The 26,431-nt window shown below is 52.8% G+C and carries 24 protein-coding genes and 6 tRNA genes; 23 read left to right on the forward strand and 7 right to left on the reverse strand.

Annotated features, from left to right (window positions below):
- Window positions 1-19: 19 nt before the first annotated feature.
- The 7 genes from K0I63_RS02795 to rsgA all read right to left on the reverse strand — a co-directional run bounded on the left by K0I63_RS02795 (window position 20) and on the right by rsgA (window position 8,583).
- Window positions 20-211 carry a bacterioferritin-associated ferredoxin gene (locus K0I63_RS02795; protein WP_144199766.1) on the reverse strand — a complete coding sequence of 64 codons (192 nt, stop codon included), beginning with the start codon at window positions 209-211 and terminating at the stop codon, window positions 20-22.
- 341 nt (window positions 212-552) lie between these two features.
- A complete protein-coding gene (locus tag K0I63_RS02800; RefSeq protein ID WP_220082458.1) occupies window positions 553-1,479 on the reverse strand; it encodes a D-2-hydroxyacid dehydrogenase in 927 nt (308 codons plus the stop codon).
- Between the two features lie 231 nt (window positions 1,480-1,710).
- Window positions 1,711-2,418: a glycerophosphodiester phosphodiesterase gene (locus tag K0I63_RS02805; protein WP_220082459.1), complete on the reverse strand. Its 708-nt coding sequence runs from the start codon at window positions 2,416-2,418 to the stop codon at window positions 1,711-1,713.
- Window positions 2,418-5,600, reverse strand: coding sequence for a mechanosensitive ion channel domain-containing protein (locus tag K0I63_RS02810; protein ID WP_220082460.1), 3,183 nt, complete (start codon window positions 5,598-5,600; stop codon window positions 2,418-2,420). The genes K0I63_RS02805 and K0I63_RS02810 overlap by 1 nt, the downstream gene beginning before the upstream one ends.
- A 124-nt stretch (window positions 5,601-5,724) precedes the next feature.
- A complete protein-coding gene (locus K0I63_RS02815) occupies window positions 5,725-6,615 on the reverse strand; it encodes a DMT family transporter (RefSeq protein WP_220082461.1) in 891 nt (296 codons plus the stop codon).
- Between the two features lie 8 nt (window positions 6,616-6,623).
- Window positions 6,624-7,484 carry an archaetidylserine decarboxylase gene (gene asd / locus K0I63_RS02820; RefSeq protein ID WP_011864363.1) on the reverse strand — a complete coding sequence of 287 codons (861 nt, stop codon included), beginning with the start codon at window positions 7,482-7,484 and terminating at the stop codon, window positions 6,624-6,626.
- A gap of 43 nt (window positions 7,485-7,527) precedes the next feature.
- Complete coding sequence (rsgA, locus tag K0I63_RS02825) at window positions 7,528-8,583, reverse strand: small ribosomal subunit biogenesis GTPase RsgA (RefSeq protein WP_041406337.1); 1,056 nt, start codon at window positions 8,581-8,583, stop codon at window positions 7,528-7,530.
- 115 nt (window positions 8,584-8,698) lie between these two features.
- Here rsgA and orn point away from each other — a divergent pair, with 115 nt between their 5' ends.
- From orn to K0I63_RS02940, 23 genes are all read left to right on the forward strand, one after another.
- Window positions 8,699-9,244 (forward strand): oligoribonuclease, encoded by a 546-nt coding sequence (orn, locus tag K0I63_RS02830; RefSeq protein WP_220059833.1) that lies wholly within the window; start codon window positions 8,699-8,701, stop codon window positions 9,242-9,244.
- A 104-nt stretch (window positions 9,245-9,348) separates the two neighbouring features.
- Window positions 9,349-9,424 (forward strand) — tRNA-Gly (locus K0I63_RS02835).
- Window positions 9,425-9,469: 45 nt separating this feature from the next.
- Window positions 9,470-9,545, forward strand: a tRNA-Gly gene (locus tag K0I63_RS02840).
- A gap of 7 nt (window positions 9,546-9,552) precedes the next feature.
- A tRNA-Gly gene (locus K0I63_RS02845) sits at window positions 9,553-9,628 on the forward strand.
- An 88-nt stretch (window positions 9,629-9,716) separates the two neighbouring features.
- A tRNA-Gly gene (locus K0I63_RS02850) sits at window positions 9,717-9,792 on the forward strand.
- Between the two features lie 39 nt (window positions 9,793-9,831).
- A tRNA-Gly gene (locus tag K0I63_RS02855) sits at window positions 9,832-9,938 on the forward strand.
- 39 nt (window positions 9,939-9,977) lie between these two features.
- A tRNA-Gly gene (locus K0I63_RS02860) sits at window positions 9,978-10,070 on the forward strand.
- A gap of 573 nt (window positions 10,071-10,643) precedes the next feature.
- Window positions 10,644-11,099 (forward strand): hypothetical protein, encoded by a 456-nt coding sequence (locus K0I63_RS02865; RefSeq protein WP_011864366.1) that lies wholly within the window; start codon window positions 10,644-10,646, stop codon window positions 11,097-11,099.
- Between the two features lie 436 nt (window positions 11,100-11,535).
- Complete coding sequence (locus tag K0I63_RS02870; protein WP_220082462.1) at window positions 11,536-13,014, forward strand: NAD(P)H-hydrate dehydratase; 1,479 nt, start codon at window positions 11,536-11,538, stop codon at window positions 13,012-13,014.
- Window positions 13,015-13,114: 100 nt separating this feature from the next.
- Window positions 13,115-13,588, forward strand: coding sequence for a tRNA (adenosine(37)-N6)-threonylcarbamoyltransferase complex ATPase subunit type 1 TsaE (gene tsaE / locus K0I63_RS02875; RefSeq protein WP_011864368.1), 474 nt, complete (start codon window positions 13,115-13,117; stop codon window positions 13,586-13,588).
- Window positions 13,575-14,894, forward strand: coding sequence for an N-acetylmuramoyl-L-alanine amidase (locus tag K0I63_RS02880; protein ID WP_220079833.1), 1,320 nt, complete (start codon window positions 13,575-13,577; stop codon window positions 14,892-14,894). Before tsaE ends, K0I63_RS02880 begins: the two co-directional genes overlap by 14 nt.
- Before the next feature lie 9 nt (window positions 14,895-14,903).
- A complete protein-coding gene (mutL, locus tag K0I63_RS02885; RefSeq protein WP_220082463.1) occupies window positions 14,904-16,799 on the forward strand; it encodes a DNA mismatch repair endonuclease MutL in 1,896 nt (631 codons plus the stop codon).
- Complete coding sequence (gene miaA / locus K0I63_RS02890) at window positions 16,792-17,718, forward strand: tRNA (adenosine(37)-N6)-dimethylallyltransferase MiaA (protein WP_220082464.1); 927 nt, start codon at window positions 16,792-16,794, stop codon at window positions 17,716-17,718. Before mutL ends, miaA begins: the two co-directional genes overlap by 8 nt.
- Window positions 17,719-17,810: 92 nt before the next feature.
- Window positions 17,811-18,089, forward strand: a complete 279-nt coding sequence (gene hfq, locus K0I63_RS02895; RefSeq protein ID WP_011864372.1) for an RNA chaperone Hfq — start codon at window positions 17,811-17,813, stop codon at window positions 18,087-18,089.
- Window positions 18,090-18,109: 20 nt separating this feature from the next.
- A complete protein-coding gene (hflX, locus tag K0I63_RS02900; RefSeq protein WP_220082465.1) occupies window positions 18,110-19,408 on the forward strand; it encodes a ribosome rescue GTPase HflX in 1,299 nt (432 codons plus the stop codon).
- A gap of 43 nt (window positions 19,409-19,451) precedes the next feature.
- Window positions 19,452-20,594 (forward strand): FtsH protease activity modulator HflK, encoded by a 1,143-nt coding sequence (gene hflK / locus K0I63_RS02905; protein ID WP_220082466.1) that lies wholly within the window; start codon window positions 19,452-19,454, stop codon window positions 20,592-20,594.
- Between the two features lie 2 nt (window positions 20,595-20,596).
- Entirely contained in the window at window positions 20,597-21,475 is an 879-nt protein-coding gene (gene hflC / locus K0I63_RS02910) for a protease modulator HflC (protein ID WP_011864375.1), read from the forward strand.
- A 334-nt stretch (window positions 21,476-21,809) separates the two neighbouring features.
- Window positions 21,810-22,400, forward strand: coding sequence for a ubiquinol-cytochrome c reductase iron-sulfur subunit (gene petA / locus K0I63_RS02915; protein WP_011864376.1), 591 nt, complete (start codon window positions 21,810-21,812; stop codon window positions 22,398-22,400).
- A complete protein-coding gene (locus tag K0I63_RS02920) occupies window positions 22,400-23,614 on the forward strand; it encodes a cytochrome b (RefSeq protein ID WP_011864377.1) in 1,215 nt (404 codons plus the stop codon). Before petA ends, K0I63_RS02920 begins: the two co-directional genes overlap by 1 nt.
- Window positions 23,614-24,315 carry a cytochrome c1 gene (locus K0I63_RS02925; protein WP_011864378.1) on the forward strand — a complete coding sequence of 234 codons (702 nt, stop codon included), beginning with the start codon at window positions 23,614-23,616 and terminating at the stop codon, window positions 24,313-24,315. Before K0I63_RS02920 ends, K0I63_RS02925 begins: the two co-directional genes overlap by 1 nt.
- A 108-nt stretch (window positions 24,316-24,423) precedes the next feature.
- Window positions 24,424-25,053 (forward strand): stringent starvation protein SspA, encoded by a 630-nt coding sequence (sspA, locus tag K0I63_RS02930; RefSeq protein WP_011864379.1) that lies wholly within the window; start codon window positions 24,424-24,426, stop codon window positions 25,051-25,053.
- 1 nt (window position 25,054) lies between these two features.
- The gene (locus K0I63_RS02935) at window positions 25,055-25,513 is read left to right on the forward strand and encodes a ClpXP protease specificity-enhancing factor (RefSeq protein ID WP_011864380.1); all 459 of its coding nucleotides are present in this window, start codon (window positions 25,055-25,057) and stop codon (window positions 25,511-25,513) included.
- A gap of 206 nt (window positions 25,514-25,719) precedes the next feature.
- Entirely contained in the window at window positions 25,720-26,307 is a 588-nt protein-coding gene (locus K0I63_RS02940) for an anthranilate synthase component II (protein ID WP_220082467.1), read from the forward strand.
- The last annotated feature ends 124 nt before the right edge of the window (window positions 26,308-26,431 follow it).

The following is a 26,431-nucleotide window of genomic DNA, read 5'->3' on the forward strand; positions in this document are numbered from 1 at the left end:
TCTCTGATGTAAGTAGGCCTTAAGCCACTTCGTAGAAGTTGGGGATCACATCGAGGCGGGCCTGGATGATCTCGGTGGCCATCTTGCTACATTTACCACATTGATTGCCAACACCCAGACGACGCTTAACGTCGGCAAGAGACATATCTCCTTGATCGACAGCTTCTTTTATTTGCTTGTCGGTAATGGCGTGGCAAAGGCAAACATACATACAGGTGACTCCCCTACTTCAGATGCATGCAAGTATAAATGAAAACGATTCTCACTGCTAATAACTCCTGGTTATAGACTGTGCATTATGGCGCCTAAGCGGGGAATTAAAAATTGTGAGCTAGCCCACTAAACACGGGGCCTCCAGCCTATCGCTATCTCGAATTTGCCCTCGTTTTGTCTACCTGAAGGCTAGGCCGGTAATGAGGACAAGCGCGCATGAAAGATGCAATTACCCCAAGTTAAGATGGTTTATTTGCTGGCTTATGATGAGTTGGGGTAGGCATTTACTGCTTGGATGAGGCGCTATCTTTGGTAGATAGCGCCAGGGGTGATTTAAGCTTAATAGCCGCGCTCGAAGTTGACCTTGTGGCTCAGGGGTTCTCCCTTGATGAACTTGTGATAGTTATTGGCGAAGATCTCCACTACCTGCTCAGGGAAACTCGGGGCGGCGATATGGGGAGTGATGATGACATTCTCCAGCGACCAGATGGGATGCTCCTGGGGCAGGGGCTCCTGATTGAAGACATCCAGGATAGCGTTCTGCTGGGGATGAGTCAGCAGCTGGGCGTAGAGGGCGTCGAGATCCAACACGTCGCCGCGGCCCAGATTGAATAGAATCGCCTCCGGCTTCATCATGGCCAGCAGCTCCTGGTTGAGCGCCCCCTGGGTCTGCGGCGTGCTGGGTAGGATGGCGGCGATGGCGTCTGCCTTACCTATGTGGTGGGCCAGATTGGCCAGGGTGTCGACGCTGTCGAAGCCTATGGTTGGCTTAGCGCCGCGATTGATGCCGGTCACCCGCATGCCGAAATGTTTGGCGGTCTGCGCCAGGTGCTTGGCGATATTGCCTGTGCCTAACAGCAGCAGTTCCTGCCCCTGCAGGGTGCGAAAGTTGCCCGGGCGCCAGATCTTCTCCGCCTGCTGTGACTGATATTGCTTGTGCTGACGCTGGTGGGCCAGCAGGTAGCCGAACAGGTACTCGCTCATCAGGGGGCCGAAGATCCCCCGCACATTGGTGAGTTGGTAGTCGCGGCGCAGCCTGGGTTTGACCAAGAGATCGACGCCGGCATAGGTCGATTGCATCCACTTGATCTGTTTGGCATGGCCCACCAAGGGGGCGGCCAATGGCGGTTCGGCAAGCCAGATATCGGCATCGAGAATACTCTGGGGATCGTCGCCTAGCAGTATCAGGTGCGGCAGGTGACAGGAGCCGAGCAGGCTGCGGTATCTATCGTTATCGCTGGTCAGCAGCAGTAGCTTGTGTTCCATAGCGAGTCCTTTTGGCTGTTATTATTTTTGTATGAGACCCAGAAAATGGCTGGTTTATTTTGGTGACGAATTTTTTTCATTCGCACCTAGTCATTATAGATGCTCCCACCTGGCTTAGTACTTAAGTGGGGGGCTAGTGTTACAGTTACAAAAAATGGCAGAGGTGTCCACCGCTAGGGTGAACTTTGCTTATTTGTTGGGCAGTTTAGGGTGAGTAGGCACTCGCTGACCCTAGCGGGTCAGCAGCAGTTGATGGACGCAGTCGGCGCTGACATCGGGGAAATTACTGAAGATGCCATCGACGCCCATCTGCGACAGATAGTGGATGTCGTCGCGATTATCCACGGTATAGACAAACACCTTGGCGCCGCGGGCGTGGGCATCCTCCACTAACTCCCGGGTGACGAAGTTGACGCTCAGGTGCAATGAGAAGGCCTCAAGCCGAGTGACTATGGCGGCCAGGTCTTCCGGCACTCCCTCGATGAGTGGCGCCAGTACGGCATCGGGAAAGGCCTGTCTCAGGGTGAACAGGAAGCCGTGATGGAAGGATGAGATCAGCAGCTGATCGGTCCGGTAGTTGAGCTTCTCCAAGATCTCAGGGTAGAGGGCCATGAAGGGGCCGAGGGAGTTGAGCCCTTTGAGCTCTATGTTGATCAGGGCATCGAAGGGTTGCAGGTACTCCAGCAGCTCCCAGAGTTTAGGGATGGGCTCGCCATCAACGGTAACGCCGGCCAGATACTCTTGAGTCACCGCCTCGATAAGACCTGTACCCGAACTTTTGCCGTCGAGACGCCTGTCGTGAAACACATAGAGTTCGCCTTCGACGCTGTGCACGTCGATCTCCACGGCGTTACAGCCCAGGGCGACCGATTTCTTGATGGCGGCCAGGGTATTTTCGGCGCCATAGCCGCTGGCGCCACGGTGAGCATAGACACGCATTAGCTTCTAATTATCCCCTGAGTCTCTTTACTTTGACCACTAATATGCACCTCGAGCTGCGGATAGGCGAGCTCCAGATGATTCTCTCTCAGTTTCTTGCTGACCTGCTTGTGTAGCTTGTGTCGTAGCGGCCAGCGGGTGTTCATATCCTTGGCATAGGCGCGGATCTCGTAGTCCTGAGTATGCTGACCAAATCCGGCAAACCAGACCTCGGGCTCCGGCGTGGTCAGGGCATCGTCACACTCCTTAACCGCCTGATAGAGCGCCGCCTCGACTCGCGCGGGATCCGAGTCCCTGGCGACCGAGACATAGACAATCACCCTAGTTATCGGGTCTGACAGCGACCAGTTGATCAGCTGCTCGGTAATAAAGGCCTTGTTGGGGACGATTATCTCTTTTCTGTCCCAGTCGACAATTGTGGTGGCGCGGATCTGGATCTTACTTACCGTACCGGTCAGCTCGCGAATGGTGACGGTATCGCCTATACGCACCGGCTTCTCGAACAAGATGATCAGGCCCGAGATGAAGTTGGCAAAGATCTCCTGCAGACCGAAACCTAAGCCCACCGAGAGCGCCGCGACCAGCCATTGCAGCTTAGACCACTCCATCCCCAGGGTCGAAAAGCCGCTGAGCATACCGAAGAAGACCACCAGATAGCGACTCACAGTGGTGATGGCAAAGCCCGTGCCCTGGGTGAGATCCAATCGTTGCAGAATCATCAGCTCCAGCAGACCCGGCAGGTTGGTGGCTATCATCAGCGAGAAGCCGACGATGATAAGGCCAAGCAGCAGGGACTTGAGAGTGATAGGGATCTGCTGGGCGATACCGTCGACCGTGCTCGAGCTGGTCCACAGAGTAATGCCGTCCAAAAACGAGAAGATGGCGCTATGTGTCTGGGTCCAGAGGCCGATCAGGCTGATCAGGAAGGCCAGCGTCAGCAGTGAACGCACCAGCCCCAGCGACTGGCTGGAGATGGTCTCGAGATCCACCACAGGCTCCTCATAGGTGTCCGGCGGCTCGTTACTGTTGGGGTCATCTTCTTTCTCCCGCTGGGCCAAGATCTCGGCGCGCTTGGCCTTGGCGCGGTTAAAGGCGATGCGGCGTCGCTCGATCAACATCCAGCGCTTAATCAGCTGATACAGCAGCATGAAGCTTAGGGATAAGATCAGCGACAGCTGTAGCTGCAGCAGCATCTGATAGGCGGTGAAGTAGTAGCCCCTGAAGGCCAGCACGGCGCAGGCTGGTGGCAGTAAGATAAGTATCGACCAGAGCAGTTTCTGCAGCAGGCGCTTGTTCTTATCGTCTTGGTGATAGTGATGTTCCTGCTTCGACAGGCTCAGCATGTCGCGGTAGAACCAGAACAGCATGAGGGCCAGCAGGATGAAGGCGCCGCGTCCCAGGCTGTTGCGCACCAGCGAAGTCTCTAGCACCTCGGTGAAGCCGATCACGCCGACAATCGGCATCGCCAATACGGTCAGGGCGCGCAGGCGTTGCTGACCGGCGCGTATGATCGCCTTGTCGCCCTTGAAGTGGCCGATCAACAGGCCCTTATCCAGCGCCAGCAGATAGGTGAGGCGATAGAGCTGGTACAGCATGCCTATGGCCAGTATGCCCATGCCCACCGAGGAGACCAGGTTATGGTTGCTGAAGTAGAAGATCAGACCGCCGCTGATCAACGGCAGAGGCTTGATGCAGCTGTATAGCAGCGAGCCAACCAAGGTATTGAAACTATAGATAAACTTATCTTGCGTGACGTTACCCACATAGGTGACGTTTTTCGCCATCAGCTGAGTAAATTTAGGCGTGACCAAGTCCTGCATCACCAGGCAGAGCACCATCAAGATCACCCACCAGGACCAGAGGGTGCTCTGTTCGCTTAATGAGTCCTGTACCTGATGCCAAGGCGCCTGGGTCAGCAGCCATTGAGTGCTCTGATACAGGTCGCCCAGCCAGTAGCCGTCTATGCTGTTGGCGTTGGCTACCCAAAACAGGTGCTCGTTAAGCGTGGTCTTAAGGGTCTGATACTGCTGGCTCAGCTGTTCATACAGCACCCTTAACTCGGCCAGTTCGCCAAGGTAGAGATCATAGTTTTCCAGCAGCTGACGCTGCAGCTCTTTCTGGGCACCGACCAGCTTGCTTTGCAGCGGCGTGAGCTGCTCGGCGGCGCCGAGTAGCGGATGCAGTGTCTGGTCTTGCTCTATCTGGTAACGGGCCAGACGGGCATTGGCGATCTCATTGCTGATCTTGTCCTGGCTCGGCGGCTTGGGCAGTGAGTAGAGGATACGCAGGAAGCGCTCGCCGAAGGCCGAGTTAAGTTTCACCAGGGCGATCTGCTGCTGAATATTAGTGATCTGCTTGGCCTGGAACTGGTATTGGGTCTCGGCCTGCTCCTGCAGTGTCATCACATTGGTGACCTCATGGGTCAGCTGTTTCAGCTGCTCGCCGTAGGCTTGGTTCTGTGCGTTCAGCTTGATGGCGATGGCATCGTCTGTGATGGAGGTTTCTATCTGACTGGCGGCGATGGTGGCCGCCGTTGCCTTGTGACGCTGCTCGGCGATGGCGCCGTTGAGGCGCTCGATCAGGGCTTCTTGCTGCACCAGTTGGCTGCGCACCAGCGCCAACTGCTGCTGGGTCAGGGCGATCTGTTTCTGGCTGCTGGCCAGCTCAGATTCCAGGGTCGATAGGCTCTGAACATAGACCCGGCGTTGCATCTCGCTCAGGGGCTGATTGTCGTCGCTGGTCGCCTGTTTGTGCTTGGCCAGGGTCAGATTGGCTTGGCTTATCAGGCTAGGTAGTTGCTGCTGGCGTTTGATCAACTCGTTGACCTGAGTGGCCAGGTTAGCCTCTGTCTCTTTGAGCTCAGATAGTCTCAGGTAGGAGAGTGACGCCTGCTGACTAAGATCTTGATTGGGGTTGTATTCCAGCGGCGTGGCGGCTTCTTTAAGCTGCTGTGTCAGGGCCTGTTTCTGGCTCTGATACTGGTGAATGATGGCGTCGAAGCTGGACTGTAGGGCCTGTTGCTCGGTGAGCTGCTCCTCCAGCAGACTCAACTGCTCGGCGGTGCTCTTGCTGGCGACCTGAGGCTCCTGTCCTAGTCCCAGGCGTTTATTGAGATTCAGGGGCGAATTTGCGGCGCCTGAGAATGAGATTAGACAGAGAATAATCAGTAATATACGAGACATAAGCCGCTTTGTTCACACCAGCATCAATGGACGCTTATATATTACCAAGTTAGTTCAAAAATGATATCTATGAATCGGTTAATTTGACCCGTGTGGCGTTTCCTTTGCCAGCGACGAAAATGCCTTAGGATTTCGCCTTTTGGGCGCGGTTAGCCCTGTGGCTCTTCTGCGTCTCATAGACAGCGGTGAAGACCACCAGAGCGCCGCCAATCAGCGTCTTCATGGCGAGTCCCTCGCCCAGGATCAACAGGGCTAACAGGGCGCCATAGAGGGGTTGCAGGCAGGAGACCAGGCTGACCGTCTTAGCGCTTAGCTGACGCAGCGCCGAGGTAAACAGGGCGTGGGGTGCGGCGGTAAAGACTATGCCTAAGAGGATCACCAACCACCAGACGTTGGCTTGGATGGCGCTTGGGTCGACCTCGAGCCAAGGCAGCAGGAACAGGGCGCTGACTCCTGTCTGGTAGAACATGGCTTGGGCGCCGCTGTAGCTGGCGAAGTAGCGTTTGTGCAGCAGGTTTCTGGCGGTGAACAGGGCCGCCGACAGAATGCCTATGATGATCCCCAGGGTGACATCGTTACCCAGATTGGCCTCTGGGATCAGCAGGCTGACGCCCAGTAGGACACAGATGCCGCTGATGATGTCGGCCAGTTCAAGGCGTTTGCCGGTAAAGAAAGGCTCCACCAGAACCGTCATCACGGGATAGGTAAAGAAGGCGATCATGCCGATGGCCACCGATGACAGCTGCATGGCGGCAAAGTAGGTGACCCAGTGCAGGCTGACGATAATGCCGAGTCCCAGGGCGATGCCGTAGTCTTTAGCGCGATTGAGCCTGAGGTGCTTGCCGCTGACCTTAACCAACAGGGCAAGGGCTAGGGCGGCGATGCAGCAGCGAAGTGCCGTGATATCCAGGGCACTGAGGGGAATCAGCTTGGAGAAAAGGGCCGTACCACCAAACAGGAGGACGGCCAGATGCAGTTCGATTAAGCCAGAGCGTTCGCTGCTACTTGTGTTCAAGGTTTCCTCTAATCGATTTTGGCAAAGGCCTGACCCATGCGGGTAACGGCCTTAGGTTCGACGCCATCGGCAAAGTGTTCCAGCGCGTCTTTGGCAAATAGCATGACGACTGTACTGCCAAGCTTGAAGCGTCCCATCTCCTCGCCCTTGTCCAGGGTGATCGCCTCTGGGCCCTCGGTTGGGTAGTCCCAGGTGAAGACTTTCTTGCCTGTCGGCGGCGTGACTGTACCTGCCCATACGGTTTCTATGCTTGCTACGATAGTGGCGCCAACCAAGACCATGGCCATGGGGCCGATTTCGGTTTCGAAGATGGCCACTACACGCTCGTTACGGGCAAACAGGCCGGGCACATTCTCGGCCGTTAGCGGATTAACCGAAAACAGCTCGCCAGGCACATAGGTCATCTTAGACAGGGTGCCTTTAATCGGCATGTGAATTCTATGGTAATCCTTAGGTGCCAGATAGATGGTGGCGAAGTCGCCGCCTTCGAAGCGCTTGGCATCATCGGCTTGATCGCCTAAAAGGGCAAGTGACGAATATTCATGTCCCTTGGCTTGAAAGATACGGCCTTCTTTGATCGGTCCGCATTGGCTGACGGCACCATCGACCGGATGAACGATATAGTCGTCATCGTCACACAGGGGGCGGATGCCGGGTTTCAGGGCGCGGGTGAAGAACTGGTTGAAGCTGGCGTAGGCTTCGGGTGCACTCTGTGCGGCCTCGCTCATGTCAATCTTATACTGCTTGATAAACCACTTAATTACGCTTGTCGTTACCGCGCCGAGTTCGGCGGCTGCCAGTTTACCCACGAGTCGCGAGAGCAGGTGTTTCGGCATTATGTATTGCAAGGCAATCTTCAATTTGTCCACTGTCTGTTTTCCTTCAAATCCAGTTTGGCTGTTCTTAATTTAGTTAGTCGTTATCGTTTTTGAAATGACGGGCGTGGCGCTGCTCGTCCAGGCTGTCGATAATTCTGTGGTAGTTCTGGTACCTGTCCTGGGCGATCTTGCCTTCCTCGAAGGCCTGGGTGATGGCGCAGCCAGGGTCATTCTTGTGTTTACAGTCTCTAAACTTGCAGGTGCCCAGGTAATCCCTGAATTCGACAAAGCACCAGCCGACACGCTCGGCAGGCAGGTGCCATAGGGCGAATTCACGCACACCGGGAGAGTCCACCAGATCGCCGCCGCTTGGGAAATGCAGCAACTTGGCCGTGGTGGTGGTGTGCTGGCCCAGGCCCGAGGTCTCGGACACGTCGCCTGTGATGAGCTCAGCTTCCGGCAGCAGGGCGTTGATCAGCGATGACTTACCCACACCTGACTGACCGACAAACACGCTGACCTTGTCTTTTAATAGGGTCTTGATAGCCTCGACCCCTTCGCCAGACTTGCTGCTGACTCTATATACCTGATAGCCGATGGCCTGGTAGCGCTCCAGCGCGGCCTCGACGGCAGGTGCCTCTTCGTCGCTGAGTAGGTCTATCTTGTTGAGTATGATGACGGGCGCTATGCCTGTGTCTTCGGCGGCCACCAGATAGCGGTCGATGATCTGGGTAGTAAAGCTAGGCACCACGGAAGAGACGATAAGTATCTGATCGATATTGGCGGCGATGATCTTGATGCCGTCGTAGAGATCCGGCCGCGACAGTGAGGAGTGTCTCGGATGAACGGCCTCGACCACGCCGGCTATGGTGGCTGTGGTTTCACTGGCTTGGCGCATGATCACCTTATCGCCGGTGACCAGGCTTTGAATATTTCGGCGAATGTTACAGCGAACCAGTTCACCGTTTTCCGTTTCGACATCAGCGTGTTGGCCGAAGCGAGAGATGACGGTGCCCAGCTGTTCTGGCCCCAGTGAGCTATCCTGTAACTCAATGGTTGTTTCTTTTGCGTCTTTGCGCTGCAGCCGTTTCTCATGATTGGCGCGCATGCGGCGGCGTTGGCCTTGGCTTAGGGGTTTCTTTTTACTCACAGTGTCGTCATCGTCAAAATAAGGTTATTTTGTGTCTTCTAAAAAAGCAGTATGATACACGGTCTTAAATAAAAAAGCCTGAATTTAGGCAAACACGCATTGATAAGGCAGATATATGGCTGCAGATGAAACAAATCTGATCTGGGTTGATCTGGAGATGACGGGACTAGAGCCCGAGGTCGACAGAATCATTGAGATAGCAACGATTGTGACCGACAAGGAATTGAACATCTTGGCGGAAGGGCCGGTAATTGCCATCCATCAGAGTGAAGATGTGCTTGCGGCGATGGATGACTGGAACCAGAAGCATCACGGCGAGTCGGGTCTGATCGACAGAGTCAGGGCGAGTGACTTCAGCGAGCAAGATGCCATCGAGCAGACGATTGCCTTCTTATCTGAGCATGTACCTGCCGGTGTATCGCCAATGTGCGGCAACAGCATAGGTCAGGACAGACGTTTCTTGAATCGTTACATGCCGACTTTGGAAGATTATTTCCACTACCGCAACATAGATGTCAGCTCTGTCAAAGAGTTAGTGCGTCGCTGGAAGCCAGAGGTGATGGACGGTTTTAAGAAGCAGGGAACCCATCAGGCACTGGTTGATATCCAAGAATCGATCGCCGAACTCCAATATTATCGCGAGAAAGTATTTAAAATTTGACCAAACGGTAGAAAATTTTAAATTAGGGGGTTGCAGAGGGGCGAAATTCTCCTATAATGCGGCCTCAACTTTTTACTGGCGTGTTCGCTGGTAAAGATTGAAATGCGACATTAGCTCAGTTGGTAGAGCGATACCTTGCCAAGGTATAGGTCATCGGTTCGAACCCGATATGTCGCTCCAAATTACAAAAGTTTGGTTACACCAATATCCAGACTCACAGATTTTGCGACATTAGCTCAGTTGGTAGAGCGATACCTTGCCAAGGTATAGGTCATCGGTTCGAACCCGATATGTCGCTCCAAATTTATGCGACATTAGCTCAGTTGGTAGAGCGATACCTTGCCAAGGTATAGGTCATCGGTTCGAACCCGATATGTCGCTCCAAAATTTGAGTTACTTGACTCAGTCGATAAAAGGTGAAAGACGATACCTTTTGTTGATGATGACAGTTTAAGTAGCACGAAAAATTTATGCGACATTAGCTCAGTTGGTAGAGCGATACCTTGCCAAGGTATAGGTCATCGGTTCGAACCCGATATGTCGCTCCAAATTTTCTCCCGCTAGTACCAATCATCTAATTCGACATTGCGACATTAGCTCAGTTGACTCTCTGTATAGAGCAAGAGGGCGATACCTTGCCAAGGTATAGGTCGAGTTTTTAGATTTACCGATTCGAACCCGATATGTCGCTCCAAATTTTCTCCCGCTAGTACCAATCATCTAATTCGACATTGCGACATTAGCTCAGTTGACTCTCTGTATAGAGCAAGAGAGCGATACCTTGCCAAGGTATAGGTCATCGGTTCGAACCCGATATGTCGCTCCAAATTTTCCCTCAGCAGTTTCTATTTTAAGTATCAGTTATTTCTCGTTCTGCTGGTTGCATGTATCGCAGCTCTGCGACATTAGCTCAGTTGACTCTTTGTATAGAGCAAAAGGGCGATACCTTGCCAAGGTATAGGTCGAGTTTTTAGATTTACCGATTCGAACCCGATATGTCGACCCAAATTTTCTTCCGCTAGTTTCAGCTTCCAGTCCCCCTTGGTTTGTACCCTGAGAGTCATCTAGTCGTCTGTTTTGGCTGTAATCGATTCCGCGCCATGGTTTTTACTTTGATGAATTTTTATTCATTTTTTCACGATTACTTTAGTGAGTCGTTCATCGTCTGTTTTGCCCATAAAGCCCTTAAACTAGCGATTATTGGCCCTTTATCGGCGTGAAGATCACAAAAATGCCATTTGCGTGATATGAGATAAAATTCTTTAAGCTTGTCTAATGTAGCGACTTCAGAAGTGCGCAAACTATGACATTGTTCAAAAAAAACTGCGTTAATTACTCCCATAATGAAATCAAATCAGTATTAACGCCTAAAACTTTGGCATCGATTGGAGAAGGAAAGATGAGATTTCAACAACTTAATGAACAGTTGGCATATGTCTCTAAGTGTCGCTTGGAAATGGCCCGTTTATATGCGCGTTTGCACAGTGCGGTAGACTCGTCTCGCGTGAAATTGATGCTGGAGTATTTGCAACAACATGAGAAAGAGGTTTCTCAGAAGATCGATGACTACATCGAAGAGGCGCCACGCCGTCTGTTGGAGCTCTGGTATAACGATATTGTGTTTGAAGACTTCATCAAACGCTGCCAGGAGGTGATTCCTGCGGCCAATATGAACGAAGATGATCTGTTGGAGCTGCACCTGGATCTCGACAACCGTCTGATCGGCTTGTTTGAGAAGACGGCGGAATCCTCTGTACCGGGTGATGTGAAGAACGCCCTCAACGATCTGGTGCGTGTCGAGAAGATCCAGCAGCAACGTCTGGTGCACAGCAGCCTGAGAATGGAAGATATATAATCTGAGCTCATTTAAGTTGAGCTTTCTAGCCGGTTGCTAGTGAGAAACTTAATAAAAAGGCGCCTTGGGCGCCTTTTTTTGTTTATGCCAGAACAATTGCAGTTAGGTATTTATAGCTAACTCTTTTTCATCGTTTTTTTCTTCTTACGCCAGAGCAAAAATTTCACTTTATTACATTCATATCGCGATTTCTGGCGCACCTGACTCAGTAATTTGACTGACTGATTAGCGAGTTCAATTCAGTTTGATGAAATGTTTTGTTATCGCCTCGTTGGCCTTTTTGTCGCTGAGTCGGCGAATTTATTGTGCCAGATCAAACTTCTTACATTCTCTGGCGTTTAAGCGGAATCTATTGGCGATTAAAAACTCAAATATCGAATATGCTTAGGCATAGGGTAACCCGCCCCGGTGATGAGTCTTGTTAAGGAGAATCCAGATGTTGTTTAGTGACGGGCAGCTACCATCGGCCTTATATACGGCGCAGATGATTCGTGATGCCGAAGCGCGCTTGATCGCGTCCGGTGAGGCTAACTTGTGCCAATTGATCGACAGCGCCGGACAGTCGGCCTTCGAGTTGCTGCAACGAGAGGGTAAGCTCAATAGTAAAATTCTGGTGTTGGCGGGTTATGGCAACAATGGCGCCGATGCCTATATCTGCGCCACCCTGCTGCTCGAATCTGGCTGTGATGTCGCCCTCTATGCGGTGGAGCGTTCTGAGGCGGGCGAGGGGATCAGCTACGCCAAGGCGGCCTTTCTCGCCGCGGGCGGGCATCAGTTATCTGACTATGAAGAGGCGCTTAAGGAGGCCGAGGTCATCGTCGATGGCCTGTTAGGCACGGGGGTCAAGGGTGAGCTACGTGCCCCCTTTGCCGAGATGATAGTGGCGATCAATCGTTATTCGCCCTGGATCTTATCCTTAGATGTGCCATCGGGTATCGATGTGGATACCGGCGCTGGTCAGCTAGCGGTTAAGGCCGATGTAACCCTGACCTTCGGCGCGCCGAAACAGGGACTGATCACGGGTAAGGCCAGGGACTGTGTTGGCAGGCTCTGGTTTGCCGATATCGGTCTGCAGGATTATCTGCCAGAGTCCAAGGTGCTTAACATTGCCCACAGGCTGACCGACCTTGGATTGCCTGCCAGGGCGCAGAACAGCCACAAGGGGGCCTGCGGTAAGGTGACCGTTATTGGTGGCGATATCGGCATGGCCGGGGCGCCGCGTCTGGCCGCCGAGAGCTGTCTGCGGGCGGGCGCCGGACTGGTGGCGGTGATTTCAAGACCCGAGCATCTGACCGTGGTGAACTCGGGGCGACCGGAAATTATGTTCTGGGGCTGCGAGCTGGTGGATATGGAAGTGTATCAACGCTTGGGCTGGGCGGATATTCTGCTGATTGGTCCAGGACTGGGTAAACACGACTGGGGCTACAACCTGCTTAAGGCGACAGGCCTGAGCGACAAGCCCTGTGTGATGGACGCCGATGCACTTAATCTGCTGGCGCTCGAGCCTTCACGCCAGAGCAATTGGGTGTTGACCCCTCACAGCGGTGAGGCCGCCAGGTTGTTGGGGATTAGCATCGCCGAGGTGGAGGCGGATCGCTTCGCCGCCGTCTATGCCTTGCAGGCTAAATATGGCGGCGTGGTGGTGCTCAAGGGCGCAGGCACACTTATCTATGACGGTAAGGTGTGTCATGTGGCGCCGGTGGGAAATCCTGGTCTCGCCAGCGGCGGCAGCGGTGATGTCCTAGGTGGCATCATAGCGGCCTTGATGGCCCAGGGAATGGCTAAGATGGAGGCGGCGAGCGCCGGAGTGGTGGTGCATGGGGCCGCAGCGGATCTGGCTGCGAAAGAGGGCGAGCGAGGAATGCTGGCCTGCGATCTGTTCGCCCACATACGCGCCCTGGTCGATAAGATTTAGCCTCAGCATTAAAATACAGTAATGTCTGTTTAGATAAACGCCGGTTTAGGTTAAAGTATCTGGCTCAAAAAAGGATTGTCCTTAATTAGCGATAGATACGATGACACCAGTAAAAGTTTATCTTGAAAATGAAGCAGAAACCGTTAGCTTAGGTCAAAGGCTAGCCAGTGCGATCAAGCCGCCATTGACCCTCTATTTGAGTGGTGAACTGGGGGCGGGAAAAACAACCTTTAGTCGTGGCCTCATTCAGAGCCTGGGACATAAGGGGGCGGTGAAGAGTCCGACCTACACGCTGGTTGAGCCCTATGAGCTAGGTGATATTGATGTGTATCATTTTGACCTATATAGACTAAGTGATCCAGAAGAGCTCGAGTTTATGGGGATTCGAGACTACTTTACCGAGTCGAGCCTGTGTATTGTCGAGTGGCCCGATAAGGGCGTCGGCCTACTGCCCGAGGCGGATCTGGCGATCCATATTCAGTATCATCAACAGGGCCGAGAGGTCATGCTAACGGCGCACTCGCGCGCCGGAGAGATTTTGTTAGATAGTTTACATAATAATGATAAGAACTGAGTCACTAATAAAACGCCTATTATTGATTGTCTTGCTATGCACTCCTTCCATTGCCTACAGCGCAAATAAATTGGAAGGTGTGCGTATCTGGGCGGCACCAGAATCGACGCGGGTGGTGTTTGACCTGCGCGAGCCGCCAAAATATTCCCACTTCACCCTCACCAGTCCCTACCGCCTGGTGGTGGATCTGACGACCACGGCTACCGGGCTGGATCTTAATAAGATCGAGAACAACAGTAAGCTGGTTAAGCGGGTGCGCATTAGCAAACCGCCCAAGAAGGGCACCCTTAGGCTAGTGATCGATCTGGTTAAGCCTGCCAAGGCTAACCTCTTTGCCCTGTCGCCCACGGCGCCCTACGGCAATCGCCTGGTGGTGGATCTCGAAGGGGGCAACCAGAGTCCTAAGACGGTAAAAGTCGAGCCTGAGCAGAAGCTTAGGGACATCATAGTAGCCATCGATGCCGGCCATGGCGGCGACGATCCCGGTTCCATCGGCCCCTCTGGCACCTATGAGAAGAAGGTGGCGCTACAGATAGCCAAGAAAGTGGAGGCCAAGATCAACGCCACGCCGGGCATGCGCGCCATCATGACACGTTCCGGTGACTACTTTGTCAATCTGAACAAACGCTCCGAGATCGCCCGTAACAGTAAGGCCGACCTGCTGGTGTCGATTCACGCCGACGCCTTTACCTCACCGCAACCTCAAGGGGCCTCTGTGTGGGTGCTGTCGATGCGCCGCGCCAACAGTGAGATCGGTCGTTGGTTAGAGCAGAAAGAGAAGCACTCTGAGCTGCTGGGCGGTGCCGGTGAGATTATCCAGAACGCAGATAACGAACAGTATCTGGCCATGACGCTACTCGACATGTCGATGGACAGATCTATGGCGATCAGCCATAACATCGCCGGAGATGTGCTGGCTAATCTGGGCAAGGTGACTCGCCTGCACAAGCACAAGCCTGAGGCGGCCAGCCTGGCAGTACTCAAGTCGCCGGATATTCCCTCTATCCTGGTGGAGACAGGCTTTATCTCGAACCACAAAGAGGAGCGCCTGCTGACCCAGAGGGATCACCAGAACAATATCGCCAACGCCGTCCACAAAGGCGTGGTGCGCTATTTCGAGAATAATCCTCCGGCCAATACCATGATGGCCAGTAAGAGCGGCATCAAACATAAGGTGACCGCAGGTGAATCATTGTCTGTCATCGCCCACCGTTACCAGGTGTCGGTCGATAGCATCAAGAAGGCCAACAAGCTCAAGTCCAACACCCTCTACATCGGTCAGAAGCTGATCATTCCCCGGGCCTAAGGAGCCAAGATGACCATACGTATTTTGCCTCCTCAACTGGCTAACCAGATTGCCGCCGGGGAGGTGGTAGAGCGTCCTGCTTCTGTGATCAAGGAGCTGGTCGAGAACAGCCTGGATGCCGGTGCGACCCGGGTCGATATCGAGATCGACAAGGGCGGCAGCAAGCTGATTAAGATCACCGACAACGGCTCTGGCATCCCCAAGGAGGAGCTGAGCCTGGCGCTGTCCCGTCATGCCACCTCTAAGCTCGCCTCGTTAGACGATCTTGATGCCATCTTAAGCTTTGGTTTTCGCGGCGAGGCACTGGCCAGTATCAGCTCGGTTTCCCGCCTGACGTTGACCTCCCGCACTCAGGAGCAGAGCGAGGCCTGGCAGGCCTATGCCGAGGGCTCCGAGATGGCGGTTCGGGTGATCCCGGCGGCGCACCCTGTCGGTTCGACGGTCGAGGCGGCGGATCTCTTCTTCAATACCCCGGCCAGACGTCGCTTCTTAAAGAGCGATAAGACAGAATTTACCCATATCGATGAGTGGCTTAAACGTATCGCTCTGGTGCGTAGCGAGATTCATTTTACCCTTAAGCACAACGGCAAGCAGGTGCGTAATTACCGCCCGGCCAAGACAGAGGCGCAGTATCTGCAGCGCCTGGTACAGGTCAGTGGCAAGGCCTTCGCCGATAATGCCCTCAGGGTCGATTGTAATCATAATGGCCTTAGCCTTAGCGGTTACATTCAGTCGCCATTTAGCGAGATGGCGGTTGGCGATACCCAATATTTCTATGTAAACGGCCGCCTGGTGCGTGACCGCCTAGTCAATCATGCGGTGCGTCAGGCCTTTGCCCAGCAGTTGCAGGGGGAGCAGGTCGCCTTCGTGCTCATGCTGAACCTGGATCCCCATCAGGTGGATGTTAACGTGCATCCCGCCAAGCATGAGGTGCGCTTCCACGAGAGCCGATATGTGCATGACTTTATCCTGCAGGCGCTGGAATCGGCGCTGCGTCAGTCGAGCGAGTTAGCCTTTGAGGCAGCACTCGACAATCAGGTCACTGACCAGAATAGATCCGCCTCCTATATTCGTCCGCTACAGACGCAGCAAAGTGACACAGGCTCCAATCAGATTGCCCATGGCGATACCGAAGAAAACGCAATAGGGATCGCGAATGAACGCCCAGCCTATGGCGAGCGCGAAGCCAGTCGCCAAGCAGGTGGTCAGAGAGTGCAAGAGGCACAGATGAGCAGCTATGGTGGCGGCCAGTCTGGTGGGCGAGGGCGCAGCTATGCAAGTACCGAGCTTCCCAGCCAGGCGGCGGTCGATAGTTATGCCCAGCTGATGACCACGCCAGGCGTGTCGAGTCAGGCAAACCAAGCAGATGGCAGCCATCTTCCGCCCATGCCTCAGGTCCTCGACGGTCAATATTGGCTCTTAGTCAGGGGAAGTGAGCTGGCACTAATGAGCCTTAGTTGTGCGGCGCGCGAAGTGGCCCGCCGCGAGATTGAAGCCAAGCTGGATGCGGGGCTGATTGGTCAGCCTCTGTTGATGCCTGTGTCGGTCAAGGTGGATGAAGATTGGCAGCAAACCTTGGTCGAAAGAGAGCTTTTGGTTAGAAAATTGGGTTTAGAGCTAACTATTCGCCTCGGCCAGTTGATAATTAAAAAAGTGCCCCCATATCTAAGGCAGAGTCAGCTGGCGAGCGTGATCCCTGAGTTTCTCCAGTGGATTCGCTTCGAAGAGCCGACAACGGAAGCCCTAGTTAACTGGTTGGTGAATCAGTCGGGTGAACAGTTTAATTCGGCGAGTCGACTCTGGGCCGACCTCATGGGGTTACCCGAGTCGCAGCAGCAAGAAATTTTATCTTTGGCCAAGGTAATGCCTTGGCAAACATGGTTAGGTGAGCAAACGAGTGAATAGCGAGAGTCAGCCGACAATTATTACCCTGATGGGGCCGACGGCGTCGGGTAAGACAGCGCTCGCGATGGCATTGGCCGAGCAGCATAACTGCGAGATCATCTCGGTCGACTCGGCGCTCATCTATCGGGACATGGATATTGGTAGCGCCAAGCCGACCCAGGAAGAGCTTAGCCGGGCGCCCCATCGCTTGATCGATATTCGCGATCCCAGTGAGAGCTATTCGGCGGCGGATTTTCGTAGCGACGCCATCGCCAATATCGAAGCGATCCTCGCTGCGGGCAAGACCCCCCTGCTGGTGGGCGGCACCATGCTCTACTTCAAGGCGCTACTCGAAGGCTTGTCGCCTTTACCATCTGCAGATGAGGCGATTCGGGCCGAGATAGCCAAAGAGGTCGAAGCCAAGGGTTGGCAGGCGCTACATGACGAGCTGCGTCAGATTGACCCTGTATCGGCAGAGCGGATCCACCCTAACGATCCCCAGCGTCTGTCGCGGGCGATCGAGGTGTACCGGATTAGCGGCAAGAGTCTGACCGAGTTGACCCAGGTGAAGGCCGACGCCTTGCCCTATAAGGTGGTGCAATTTGGCATAGCGCCGAAAGATCGCAAAGTGCTACACCTTGCTATAGCAGAAAGATTCAAATTGATGTTAAATCAAGGTTTCGTCGAAGAGGTGCAGCGGCTCAAGGCGCGAGAGGATCTGCATCTAGACCTACCTTCGATGAGATGTGTCGGATATCGCCAGGTGTGGCAATATCTCGATGGGGAATATGACTATGATACTATGGTCGAAAAATCCATAGTTGCGACTAGGCAATTGGCCAAGCGTCAATTAACATGGTTGCGAGGATGGGCTGATCTAAATTGGCTGGAGAGTGGGGATGAATCTAATCTGGCGCGACTATTAGAGCATTGTCGCTAGCTAATTCATTCACTCTATATAATACTAAAACCAAACCAGAAATTGATGCTGTATTAGGTTTTAATTAATTTTAATAAAAAGGAAATTACATAATGGCAAAGGGGCAATCTTTACAAGACCCATTTTTGAACGCATTACGACGTGAACGCGTTCCGGTATCTATCTACCTAGTTAACGGTATCAAGCTTCAGGGACAAGTTGAGTCATTCGATCAGTTTGTTATTTTATTGAAGAACACTGTCAGCCAGATGGTTTATAAGCACGCTATCTCTACCGTGGTGCCTGCGCGTCCATTTAACGTGAGCAGCCATCACAACACGCCTAACCAGGCGGCGGGTTACAATGCATCACATGACGATAGCGCTGAGTAATTTCCTGAGGAGTTCGATTTTTGTTTGAACGCTATGAGGCGGGAGAAGCTGCAGTACTTGTCCATATCGACTTTTCAGATGAAGACAGTAGGGAAGATATTACCGAACTGCGTTTATTGGTCGAATCGGCAGGCGCTGAAACCGTTGGCGTGATCACGGGAAGTCGTCGTTCTCCAGATAGAAAGTATTTTGTTGGTACAGGTAAAGCGGAAGAGTTGGCAGCCATGGTTGCCGCCACAGACGCCAATGTGGTGATTTTTAACCACGCCTTGAGTCCTGCACAAGAGCGTAATCTTGAGCTGATCTGTCAGTGTCGGGTCTTAGACCGTACGACGCTGATTTTGGATATTTTTGCTCAGCGCGCCAGGACCTATGAGGGTAAGTTGCAGGTGGAGCTAGCGCAATTGCGCCACATGTCGACGCGCCTGATTCGTGGTTGGACTCACCTTGAACGGCAAAAAGGTGGTATCGGCCTGCGGGGACCGGGTGAAACCCAGCTGGAAACCGACAGACGTCTGCTGCGTGGTCGCATTAAGACCATCAACAAGCGGCTGGAAAAGGTCGATAAACAGCGTGAACAGAGTCGCCGGGCGAGGCAGCGAAGCGAGCTCGCCACCGTGTCTTTGGTGGGTTACACCAACGCCGGTAAGTCGACCCTATTTAACGCCTTGACCGTCTCCGAGGTCTATGCCGCCGACCAGCTTTTTGCGACACTCGATCCGACCCTGCGTAAGTTAGACTTACAAGACGGTTCGGTCATTTTGGCCGATACGGTCGGTTTCATCAGACATCTTCCCCATGATCTCGTGGCGGCGTTTAAGGCCACCCTGCAGGAAACCCGCGAAGCGGATCTTCTGCTGCATGTGGTCGACAGTGCTGATGAAAACATGGGTGACAATTTTGAACAGGTACAGCTGGTACTCAAAGAGATTGGCGCCGAAGAGATTCCACAGTTGATCGTCTGTAACAAGATAGATCTCTTGGAAGATGTGGGACCTAAAATCGACTATGACGGCGATGGGGTCCCTATACGTGTTTGGGTTTCGGCCCAGCAGAGTCTAGGCTTGGATTTGCTCGAAAAAGCCATCAACCAGTTGGTTGGACGGGCCATATTGGAGCTTACCTTGCGAATTCCGGCGATGGCCGGGCATTATCTTGGTCAGTTTTATCGACTGGATGTGATACAGCAGAAAGAGTATGACGATCTGGGGAACTGTATCTTGTCTGTTCGTTTGTTGGAGGCCGACTGGCACCGATTAGCGAAGCAGAGCCAAGGGGAGTTGGAAACCTTTATTGTTGAAACCGCAGCAATAGAGTAGTTTTTAGTAATCTCGTTTATTTCATACACCTATGGAGTGCTAAATGGCTTGGAACGAGCCCGGTAACAAGGGTCAAGACCCTTGGGGAAACAAGAACGGCAATGACAAGGGGCCGCCAGATCTCGACGAAGTATTTAAGAATATTTCGAAGCGTTTTGGGGGTAAAGGAAATGGCGCTGGCGGTGGATTCAGCGCGCTAGGTTTTATCATTGTATTAGGCATCGCCGTTGTCGTATGGGGCCTGTCAGGTTTCTATACGGTGAAAGAAGCCGAAAAGGGTGTGGCGCTACGCTTTGGCAAGTATATTGGCCAAGTGGAGCCGGGCCTACAGTGGAAGGCGACCTTCATCGATGAAGTCTTCCCGGTGAACGTGAGCAACGTTCGCTCAATTCCAGCCTCGGGCAGCATGCTCACCGCCGACGAGAACGTCGTCCTGGTGGAGCTGGATGTACAGTATATTGTGGTCGATGCCTATCGTTACCTGTTTAGCGCGGTCGATGCCAATTCGAGCCTGCGTGAGGCTACCGATAGCGCGCTGCGTTATGTGGTGGGCCACAACAAGATGGACGATATCTTGACCACAGGTCGTGATCAGATCCGTCGTGACACTTGGGAAGAGGTCGAGCGCATCATCAAGCCTTATAACCTGGGCATAGAGATCCGCGACGTGAACTTCTTGCCGGCTCGTCCGCCGGAAGAGGTGAAAGACGCCTTCGATGACGCCATCGCCGCACAGGAAGATGAGCAGCGTTTCATTCGTGAAGCCGAAGCTTATTCTCGTGAAGTCGAGCCTAAGGCTCGCGGTACGGTGCAGCGCATGGAGCAGCAGGCGAACGCCTACAAAGAGCGTGAGATCCTAGAGGCTCGCGGTAAGGTGGCTCGCTTCGAGAAGCTGCTGCCTGAATATAAGGCGGCGCCAGAAGTGACACGTGATCGTCTCTACATCGATGCCATGTCTAACGTCCTCTCGGGTACCAATAAGGTGCTGGTGGATTCGAAGGCGGGCAACAACATGATGTATCTGCCACTGGATAAGTTAATGGAGCAGCGTCCACAGACCAAGACCAGCAAGCCTGTCGAGGCGGACTCGGTCAATGACTCAGTTAACAGCATAGTAAATAGTGTTGGCATGCCGTTAGATGGAAGGCCTTCTCGTAGCGACCGCACTCGCCAGGGGAGAAACTAATCATGGGTAGATTATCAGTTATTATTGCGGCCATCTTAGTCGCTATGGGTCTATCGTCCCTGATGGTGGTCAACGAGGGTGAACGCGCTATCGTGTCGCGCTTTGGTAAGATCATCAAAGATGAGGGGGTAACCCGCATCTATAAGCCGGGTCTGCATATCAAGCTGCCGGTGATCGATAAGATCAAGTATCTCGACTCTCGCATCCAGACCATGGATGGCGCGGCTGATCGCTTCGTGACCTCAGAGAAGAAAGACTTGATGGTCGACTCTTACGTGAAGTGGCGCATCAAAGATCACGAGAAGTACTATCTCGCGACCAATGGTGGTAATAAGGTTCAGGCTGAGTCTCTGCTTCAGCGTAAGATCAACAACGACCTGCGTACCGAGTTTGGTCGTCGCACCATTAAGGATATCGTCTCGGGTAGCCGCGATGAACTGCAACAGGATGCGCTTCGAAACGCCTCTGATAGCGCTCAGGATCTGGGTATCGAGGTGGTCGACGTGCGTGTTAAGCAGATCAACCTGCCAGCCAACGTGAGCTCAAGCATCTATCAGCGTATGCGCGCCGAGCGTACCGCTGTGGCGAAAGAGCACCGCGCTCAGGGTAAAGAGCAGTCTGAGATCATTCGTGCCAAGACAGACGCCAGCGTGACCATTCAGATCGCAGAAGCAGAACGTAAGGCGTTGCAGGTGCGTGGTGAGGGTGATGCCATCGCCGCTAAGATCTACGCCGATGCCTATAAGAAGGACCCTGAGTTCTTCTCTTTCCTGCGTAGCCTAGAGGCTTATCAGGCGAGTTTCGGTAACGGCTCTAACGTTATGGTGCTCGAGCCGGAAGGTGATTTCTTCAAGTATATGAAGAGCGCCGACGCGAAATAGTTCTCATTGAGGATTATTGAGATTAAAGCCCGACGAGTTCGGGCTTTTTTATCGCTTATTTCTGCAAGTTACTAATTTAGTTTTGATTGTTATTCTCGTTTACCATTTTATCAGGTAAAATCCTGACAGTTTTATCCCGCTCTTGCTGCACATTTTCTTCTAGAATGAGCAATTTCCTAACATAGTTAACTTTGTGCTTTGTTTTACTATGATCTGCTTCTAATTTTTGGCTATAATGAGCCCCGCCTCAAATTTGATTTTTGCGCTTTGGGGTAAAACCCCAATTTCAAAAATTTTTAAAACAAAAATTCCAACACTCTCTGGAGATAAGTGGATGAGCAATGCGCCAGTCGATACCGGACGTCGCAGATTCCTGACCGCAGCAACCGCCGTAGTGGGTGGTGCTGGTGCCGTCGCTGTAGCGGTTCCTTTTATAAAGTCGTGGAATCCGAGTGCCAAAGCGAAAGCTGCAGGTGCGCCGGTAGAAGTAAATATTAGTAAGTTAGAGCCGGGTCAGCTGATCCGTGTTGAATGGCGTGGAAAGCCTGTATGGGTTGTCCGCCGCACTGAAGAGATCTTAAAGGGTCTTGCTACTCACGATGATAAGTTGCGCGATCCAGCGTCTAACGAAGAGCAACAACCTGCCTACGCGCAGAACGCCGTTCGCTCAATCAAGCCTGAGTACTTTATTGCCGTTGGTCTATGTACGCACTTAGGTTGTTCTCCAACGTATCTGCCTGATACATTCGGTGAACAGGTTGAAGGCGTCGCTTCTGGTTTCTTCTGCCCATGTCATGGCTCTAAGTTTGATATGGCTGGTCGTGTATTCCAGGGTGTTCCAGCGCCGTTGAACCTAGTTGTTCCACCTCATCAATACATTGATGACGGCAACGTGATCATCGGTGTCGACCAGGGGGCTGCATAATGGTTAAGAATATTATCGATTGGATTGATGCGCGCATCCCTATGACGGCGACCTACAACCGTCACGTAGGTCAATATGCGACGCCGACCAACTTCAACTTCTGGTACTTCTTTGGCTCGCTGGCCATGCTAGTACTGGTTAACCAGCTGCTGACCGGTATCTGGTTGACCATGAACTATGTACCAACCGCAGAAGGTGCCTTCGCCTCTATCGAATACATCATGCGTGATGTTGAGTACGGCTGGTTGCTGCGTTACATGCACTCAACCGGTGCTTCGGCCTTCTTCGTGGTGGTTTATCTGCACATGTTCCGTGGTCTGATCTACGGTTCTTATCAGAAGCCTCGTGAGCTGCTGTGGCTGTTCGGTATGTTGATCTTCCTCGTACTGATGGCTGAAGCTTTCATGGGTTACCTGCTTCCTTGGGGACAGATGTCTTACTGGGGCGCACAGGTAATTATCTCTCTGTTTGGTGCTATCCCTGTTATCGGTGACGACCTGACACTATGGATTCGTGGTGACTTCGTTGTTTCTGGTGCGACACTGAACCGCTTCTTCGCGCTACACGTTATCGCGCTGCCATTGGTGCTTGTGGTTCTGGTGTTCTTACACCTGATCGCTCTGCACGAAGTGGGTTCTAACAACCCAGACGGTATCGAGATCAAGAAGAACAAAGATGAGAATGGCTGGCCGAAAGACGGTATCCCATTCCACCCTTACTACACAGTAAAAGATATCATGGGCGTCGCTGGCTTCCTGATCGTCTTCTGCTACGTATTGTTCTTCATGCCTGAAGGCGGTGGATACTTCCTCGAGAAGCCAAACTTTGAAGCGGCTAACCCGATGAAGACACCTGAGCACATTGCGCCAGTTTGGTACTTCACACCATTCTACGCCATCCTACGTGCGATTCCTGACAAGCTGTTAGGGGTTGTGGGTATGGGTCTAGCGATTGCCGTACTCTTCGTTCTACCTTGGTTAGATCGTTGTAAGGTTAAGTCAATCCGCTACCGTAGCATGATTCATAAGCTGAACATTGGTCAGTTTGCCGTATCTTTCGTTATCTTAGGCTACCTGGGTGCCGTACCTGCGACGCCAACGCTGACAATCGCTGCGCGCGTCTTCACTCTGACATACTTCGGTTTCTTCTTAGCGCTGTGGTTATACAGTAAGAATGAGAAAACTAAGCCTGTACCAGAGAGGTTGACCCACTAATGAAAAAATTACTGATTGCATTAGTTACATTAGTACCATCTCTTGCGTTTGCTGCAGGTGGTGCCCATGTTCATCTAGAAAGTGCTAACGTCGACCTGAAAGACAAAGAGTCACTGCAACGTGGTCTGGATACTTTCCAGCACTACTGTTCAGGCTGTCACAGCACTCAGTATCAGCGTTACAACCGTGTAGCCGAAGACCTGGGTATCTCAGTTGACGATATGCGTAACAAGTATATGCTCAACGGCGATGCCAAAGTCGGCGACCTGATGGAAAATGCCATTCCTGAAGTCGACGCGGCGAAATGGTTCGGTGCAGCGCCACCGGATCTGACTCTGGTTGCACGTGTACGTGGCGAAGACTGGATCTACACCTACCTGAAGAGTTTCTACAAAGATGAGACTCGTCCATTTGGTGTAAACAACACTGTCTTCCCGTCAGTGGCTATGCCGCACGTACTGCAAGAGCTGCAAGGTCTGCAGGTTAAGCAAGAAGACGGTAGCTTCGTTGCTACTGGTGGAAAGCTGACTGCCGAAGAATATGATCAAGTCGTTCGTGACATCACAGGCTTCCTGGTTTACTCAGGCGAGCCGGTAAAACTTGAGCGTGAAAGCTTAGGTTGGTGGGTAATGGGCTTCCTGTTTATTTTCTTTATTGTGGCCTACCTCTTGAAGAAAGAGTACTGGAAAGATGTACACTAACCCCCAATAGAGGTTAGAATATATTATCCGCATATTATAAACGGGGGGCTTTGCCCCTCGTTTGTTTTTGCTTTTTTAGCTTTCATATTTAAATCTTGGAGGGTATCAATGGCTGTTGCTGCCAATAAACGCTCAATCATGACCCTGTTTTCAGGCGCCGACGATCTCTATAGCCATCAAGTCCGTATCGTCTTGGCGGAAAAGGGAGTGACTGTCGATGTTCTGCAGGTGGATCCTAGCGATATGCCTGAAGATCTTATTGAGCTAAACCCATACAACACAGTGCCAACTTTGGTTGACCGTGAGTTGGTGCTTTATAACTCACGCATCATCATGGAATACCTGGATGAGCGTTTCCCGCATCCACCTCTGATGCCTGTCTACCCGGTTTCCCGTGGCCAGACGCGTCTGATGATGCACCGTATCGAAAACGACTGGTATAGCCTGGTCGATCGCATTCGTAAGGGTGACCGTGCCGATGAGGCGCGTAAAGAGCTTCAGGAGAGCCTGACCTCTATTGCCCCTATCTTTAACGAGATGCCTTACTTCATGGCCGAAGAGTTTGGTCTGGCCGACTGCTACCTGGGCCCACTGCTGTGGCGTCTGCCTGTACTGGGCATCGAGCTGGACAGCCGTACCGCCAAGGAAGTTAAAGCCTACATGACACGTCTATTTGACCGTGACTCATTCAAGGCGTCTTTGACCGAGGCTGAGCGCGAAATGCGCATGGGTATCTAAGATGAAACCTATGACCCCTAACCGTCCTTACCTGTTACAGGCCTATTACGACTGGCTCATGGATAACGAGCTGACCCCTCATGTGGTGGTCGACGCTTATGTGCCCGGTACTCAAGTACCGCAGCAGTATGTGAAAGATGGACAGATAGTGCTTAATATTACCGCCAGTGCCGTGGGTAATTTGCAGATAGGTCATGACTTCATCGAGTTTAATGCCCGCTTCGGCGGCGTACCGCAACAGGTGGTACTGCCTATGGCCTCGATTGTCGCCATCTACGCCAGAGAAAATGGCGCAGGAACCGTGTTCGATCAGGAAGAAGCCTATCAGCTCGAGGCCGATGCCCGCGATCTGGGCCTCTCTGTGGTCGATGAGCCCAAGACAGATGAGCCGGCTGTGGCCGAGGCTTCTGCCGAGAATGATAAGCCGAAACGTCGCGGTCATCTCACCCTGGTGAAATAACCGGCGCGAACGAGAAAAAACCAGTTTAGGCTGGTTTTTTTGTGCCTGAGAAAAGGCATGCATGGGTGGGGGCATAGCGGGAGGTATGCCCATGGCGTCAGTAGAATGGATGATCCCGCCTGGACTCTGTGTTAGCATCTGCGCCAGAAAAATGCGGCGTAACTCACACCCGCAACTCACACCCAATTCACACGAGCACTCTATTCATGATCCTGATGATCGACAATTATGACTCCTTTACCTTCAACCTGGTGCAGTATTTTCAGCAGCTGGGGGAGGAGATTGTCGTCAGGCGCAACGATGAGCTTAGCCTCGCCGACATCCAGGCTTTAGCGCCGAGCAGGCTGGTGATCTCACCGGGTCCCTGTTCGCCTAATGAGGCCGGTATCTCCCTTGAGGCCATTAAGGCCTTCGCCGGTAAGCTGCCCATATTGGGGGTCTGTCTCGGCCACCAGGCGATCGCCCAGGCCTTCGGGGCTCAGGTGGTGCGTGCCAAGCGGGTGATGCATGGCAAGACCAGCGCTATCGCTCATACTGGCAAAGGCCTGTTTGCTGGGCTGAATCAGCCGCTCACCGTCACCCGTTATCACTCCCTCTTGGTCGAGCAGCTGCCCAAGGACTTTACCCTGGATGCCTGGTTCGACGACCCGGTTCACGGCCGGGAGATCATGGCCATGAGTCGGCCCGAGCTAGGCTTGTATGGCGTACAGTTTCATCCCGAATCTATCCTCACCGAGCAGGGACTCGAACTGCTGGCAAATTTCGTTAAGCAGAGCATTCCTTCCAGTAACTAAAAGGGGGCTCGAGCCTAGTGCCACGAGCGAATTAGGCCAATTCTTTTTCAAACTGTTACAAGTTTTATCCCGCCCACATCCTCGTCCCACTCCCATTTTGTGATATAAAAGGCAGCAAAATAAC

This window comes from Shewanella rhizosphaerae (assembly GCF_019457655.1).
Classification (GTDB): domain Bacteria; phylum Pseudomonadota; class Gammaproteobacteria; order Enterobacterales; family Shewanellaceae; genus Shewanella; species Shewanella loihica.

Excerpts from the sequence above, each read along its gene's own strand:
- K0I63_RS02795 (WP_144199766.1), bottom strand. The coding sequence starts at position 211 with ATGTATGTTTGCCTTTGCCACGCCATTACCGACAAGCAAATAAAAGAA.
- K0I63_RS02800 (WP_220082458.1), bottom strand. The coding sequence starts at position 1,479 with ATGGAACACAAGCTACTGCTGCTGACCAGCGATAACGATAGATACCGC.
- K0I63_RS02805 (WP_220082459.1), bottom strand. The coding sequence starts at position 2,418 with ATGCGTGTCTATGCTCACCGTGGCGCCAGCGGCTATGGCGCCGAAAAT.
- K0I63_RS02810 (WP_220082460.1), bottom strand. The coding sequence starts at position 5,600 with ATGTCTCGTATATTACTGATTATTCTCTGTCTAATCTCATTCTCAGGC.
- orn (WP_220059833.1), top strand. The coding sequence starts at position 8,699 with ATGGCTGCAGATGAAACAAATCTGATCTGGGTTGATCTGGAGATGACG.
- K0I63_RS02865 (WP_011864366.1), top strand. The coding sequence starts at position 10,644 with ATGAGATTTCAACAACTTAATGAACAGTTGGCATATGTCTCTAAGTGT.
- K0I63_RS02870 (WP_220082462.1), top strand. The coding sequence starts at position 11,536 with ATGTTGTTTAGTGACGGGCAGCTACCATCGGCCTTATATACGGCGCAG.
- tsaE (WP_011864368.1), top strand. The coding sequence starts at position 13,115 with ATGACACCAGTAAAAGTTTATCTTGAAAATGAAGCAGAAACCGTTAGC.
- K0I63_RS02880 (WP_220079833.1), top strand. The coding sequence starts at position 13,575 with ATGATAAGAACTGAGTCACTAATAAAACGCCTATTATTGATTGTCTTG.
- mutL (WP_220082463.1), top strand. The coding sequence starts at position 14,904 with ATGACCATACGTATTTTGCCTCCTCAACTGGCTAACCAGATTGCCGCC.
- hfq (WP_011864372.1), top strand. The coding sequence starts at position 17,811 with ATGGCAAAGGGGCAATCTTTACAAGACCCATTTTTGAACGCATTACGA.
- hflK (WP_220082466.1), top strand. The coding sequence starts at position 19,452 with ATGGCTTGGAACGAGCCCGGTAACAAGGGTCAAGACCCTTGGGGAAAC.
- hflC (WP_011864375.1), top strand. The coding sequence starts at position 20,597 with ATGGGTAGATTATCAGTTATTATTGCGGCCATCTTAGTCGCTATGGGT.
- petA (WP_011864376.1), top strand. The coding sequence starts at position 21,810 with ATGAGCAATGCGCCAGTCGATACCGGACGTCGCAGATTCCTGACCGCA.
- K0I63_RS02920 (WP_011864377.1), top strand. The coding sequence starts at position 22,400 with ATGGTTAAGAATATTATCGATTGGATTGATGCGCGCATCCCTATGACG.
- K0I63_RS02925 (WP_011864378.1), top strand. The coding sequence starts at position 23,614 with ATGAAAAAATTACTGATTGCATTAGTTACATTAGTACCATCTCTTGCG.
- sspA (WP_011864379.1), top strand. The coding sequence starts at position 24,424 with ATGGCTGTTGCTGCCAATAAACGCTCAATCATGACCCTGTTTTCAGGC.
- K0I63_RS02935 (WP_011864380.1), top strand. The coding sequence starts at position 25,055 with ATGAAACCTATGACCCCTAACCGTCCTTACCTGTTACAGGCCTATTAC.
- K0I63_RS02940 (WP_220082467.1), top strand. The coding sequence starts at position 25,720 with ATGATCCTGATGATCGACAATTATGACTCCTTTACCTTCAACCTGGTG.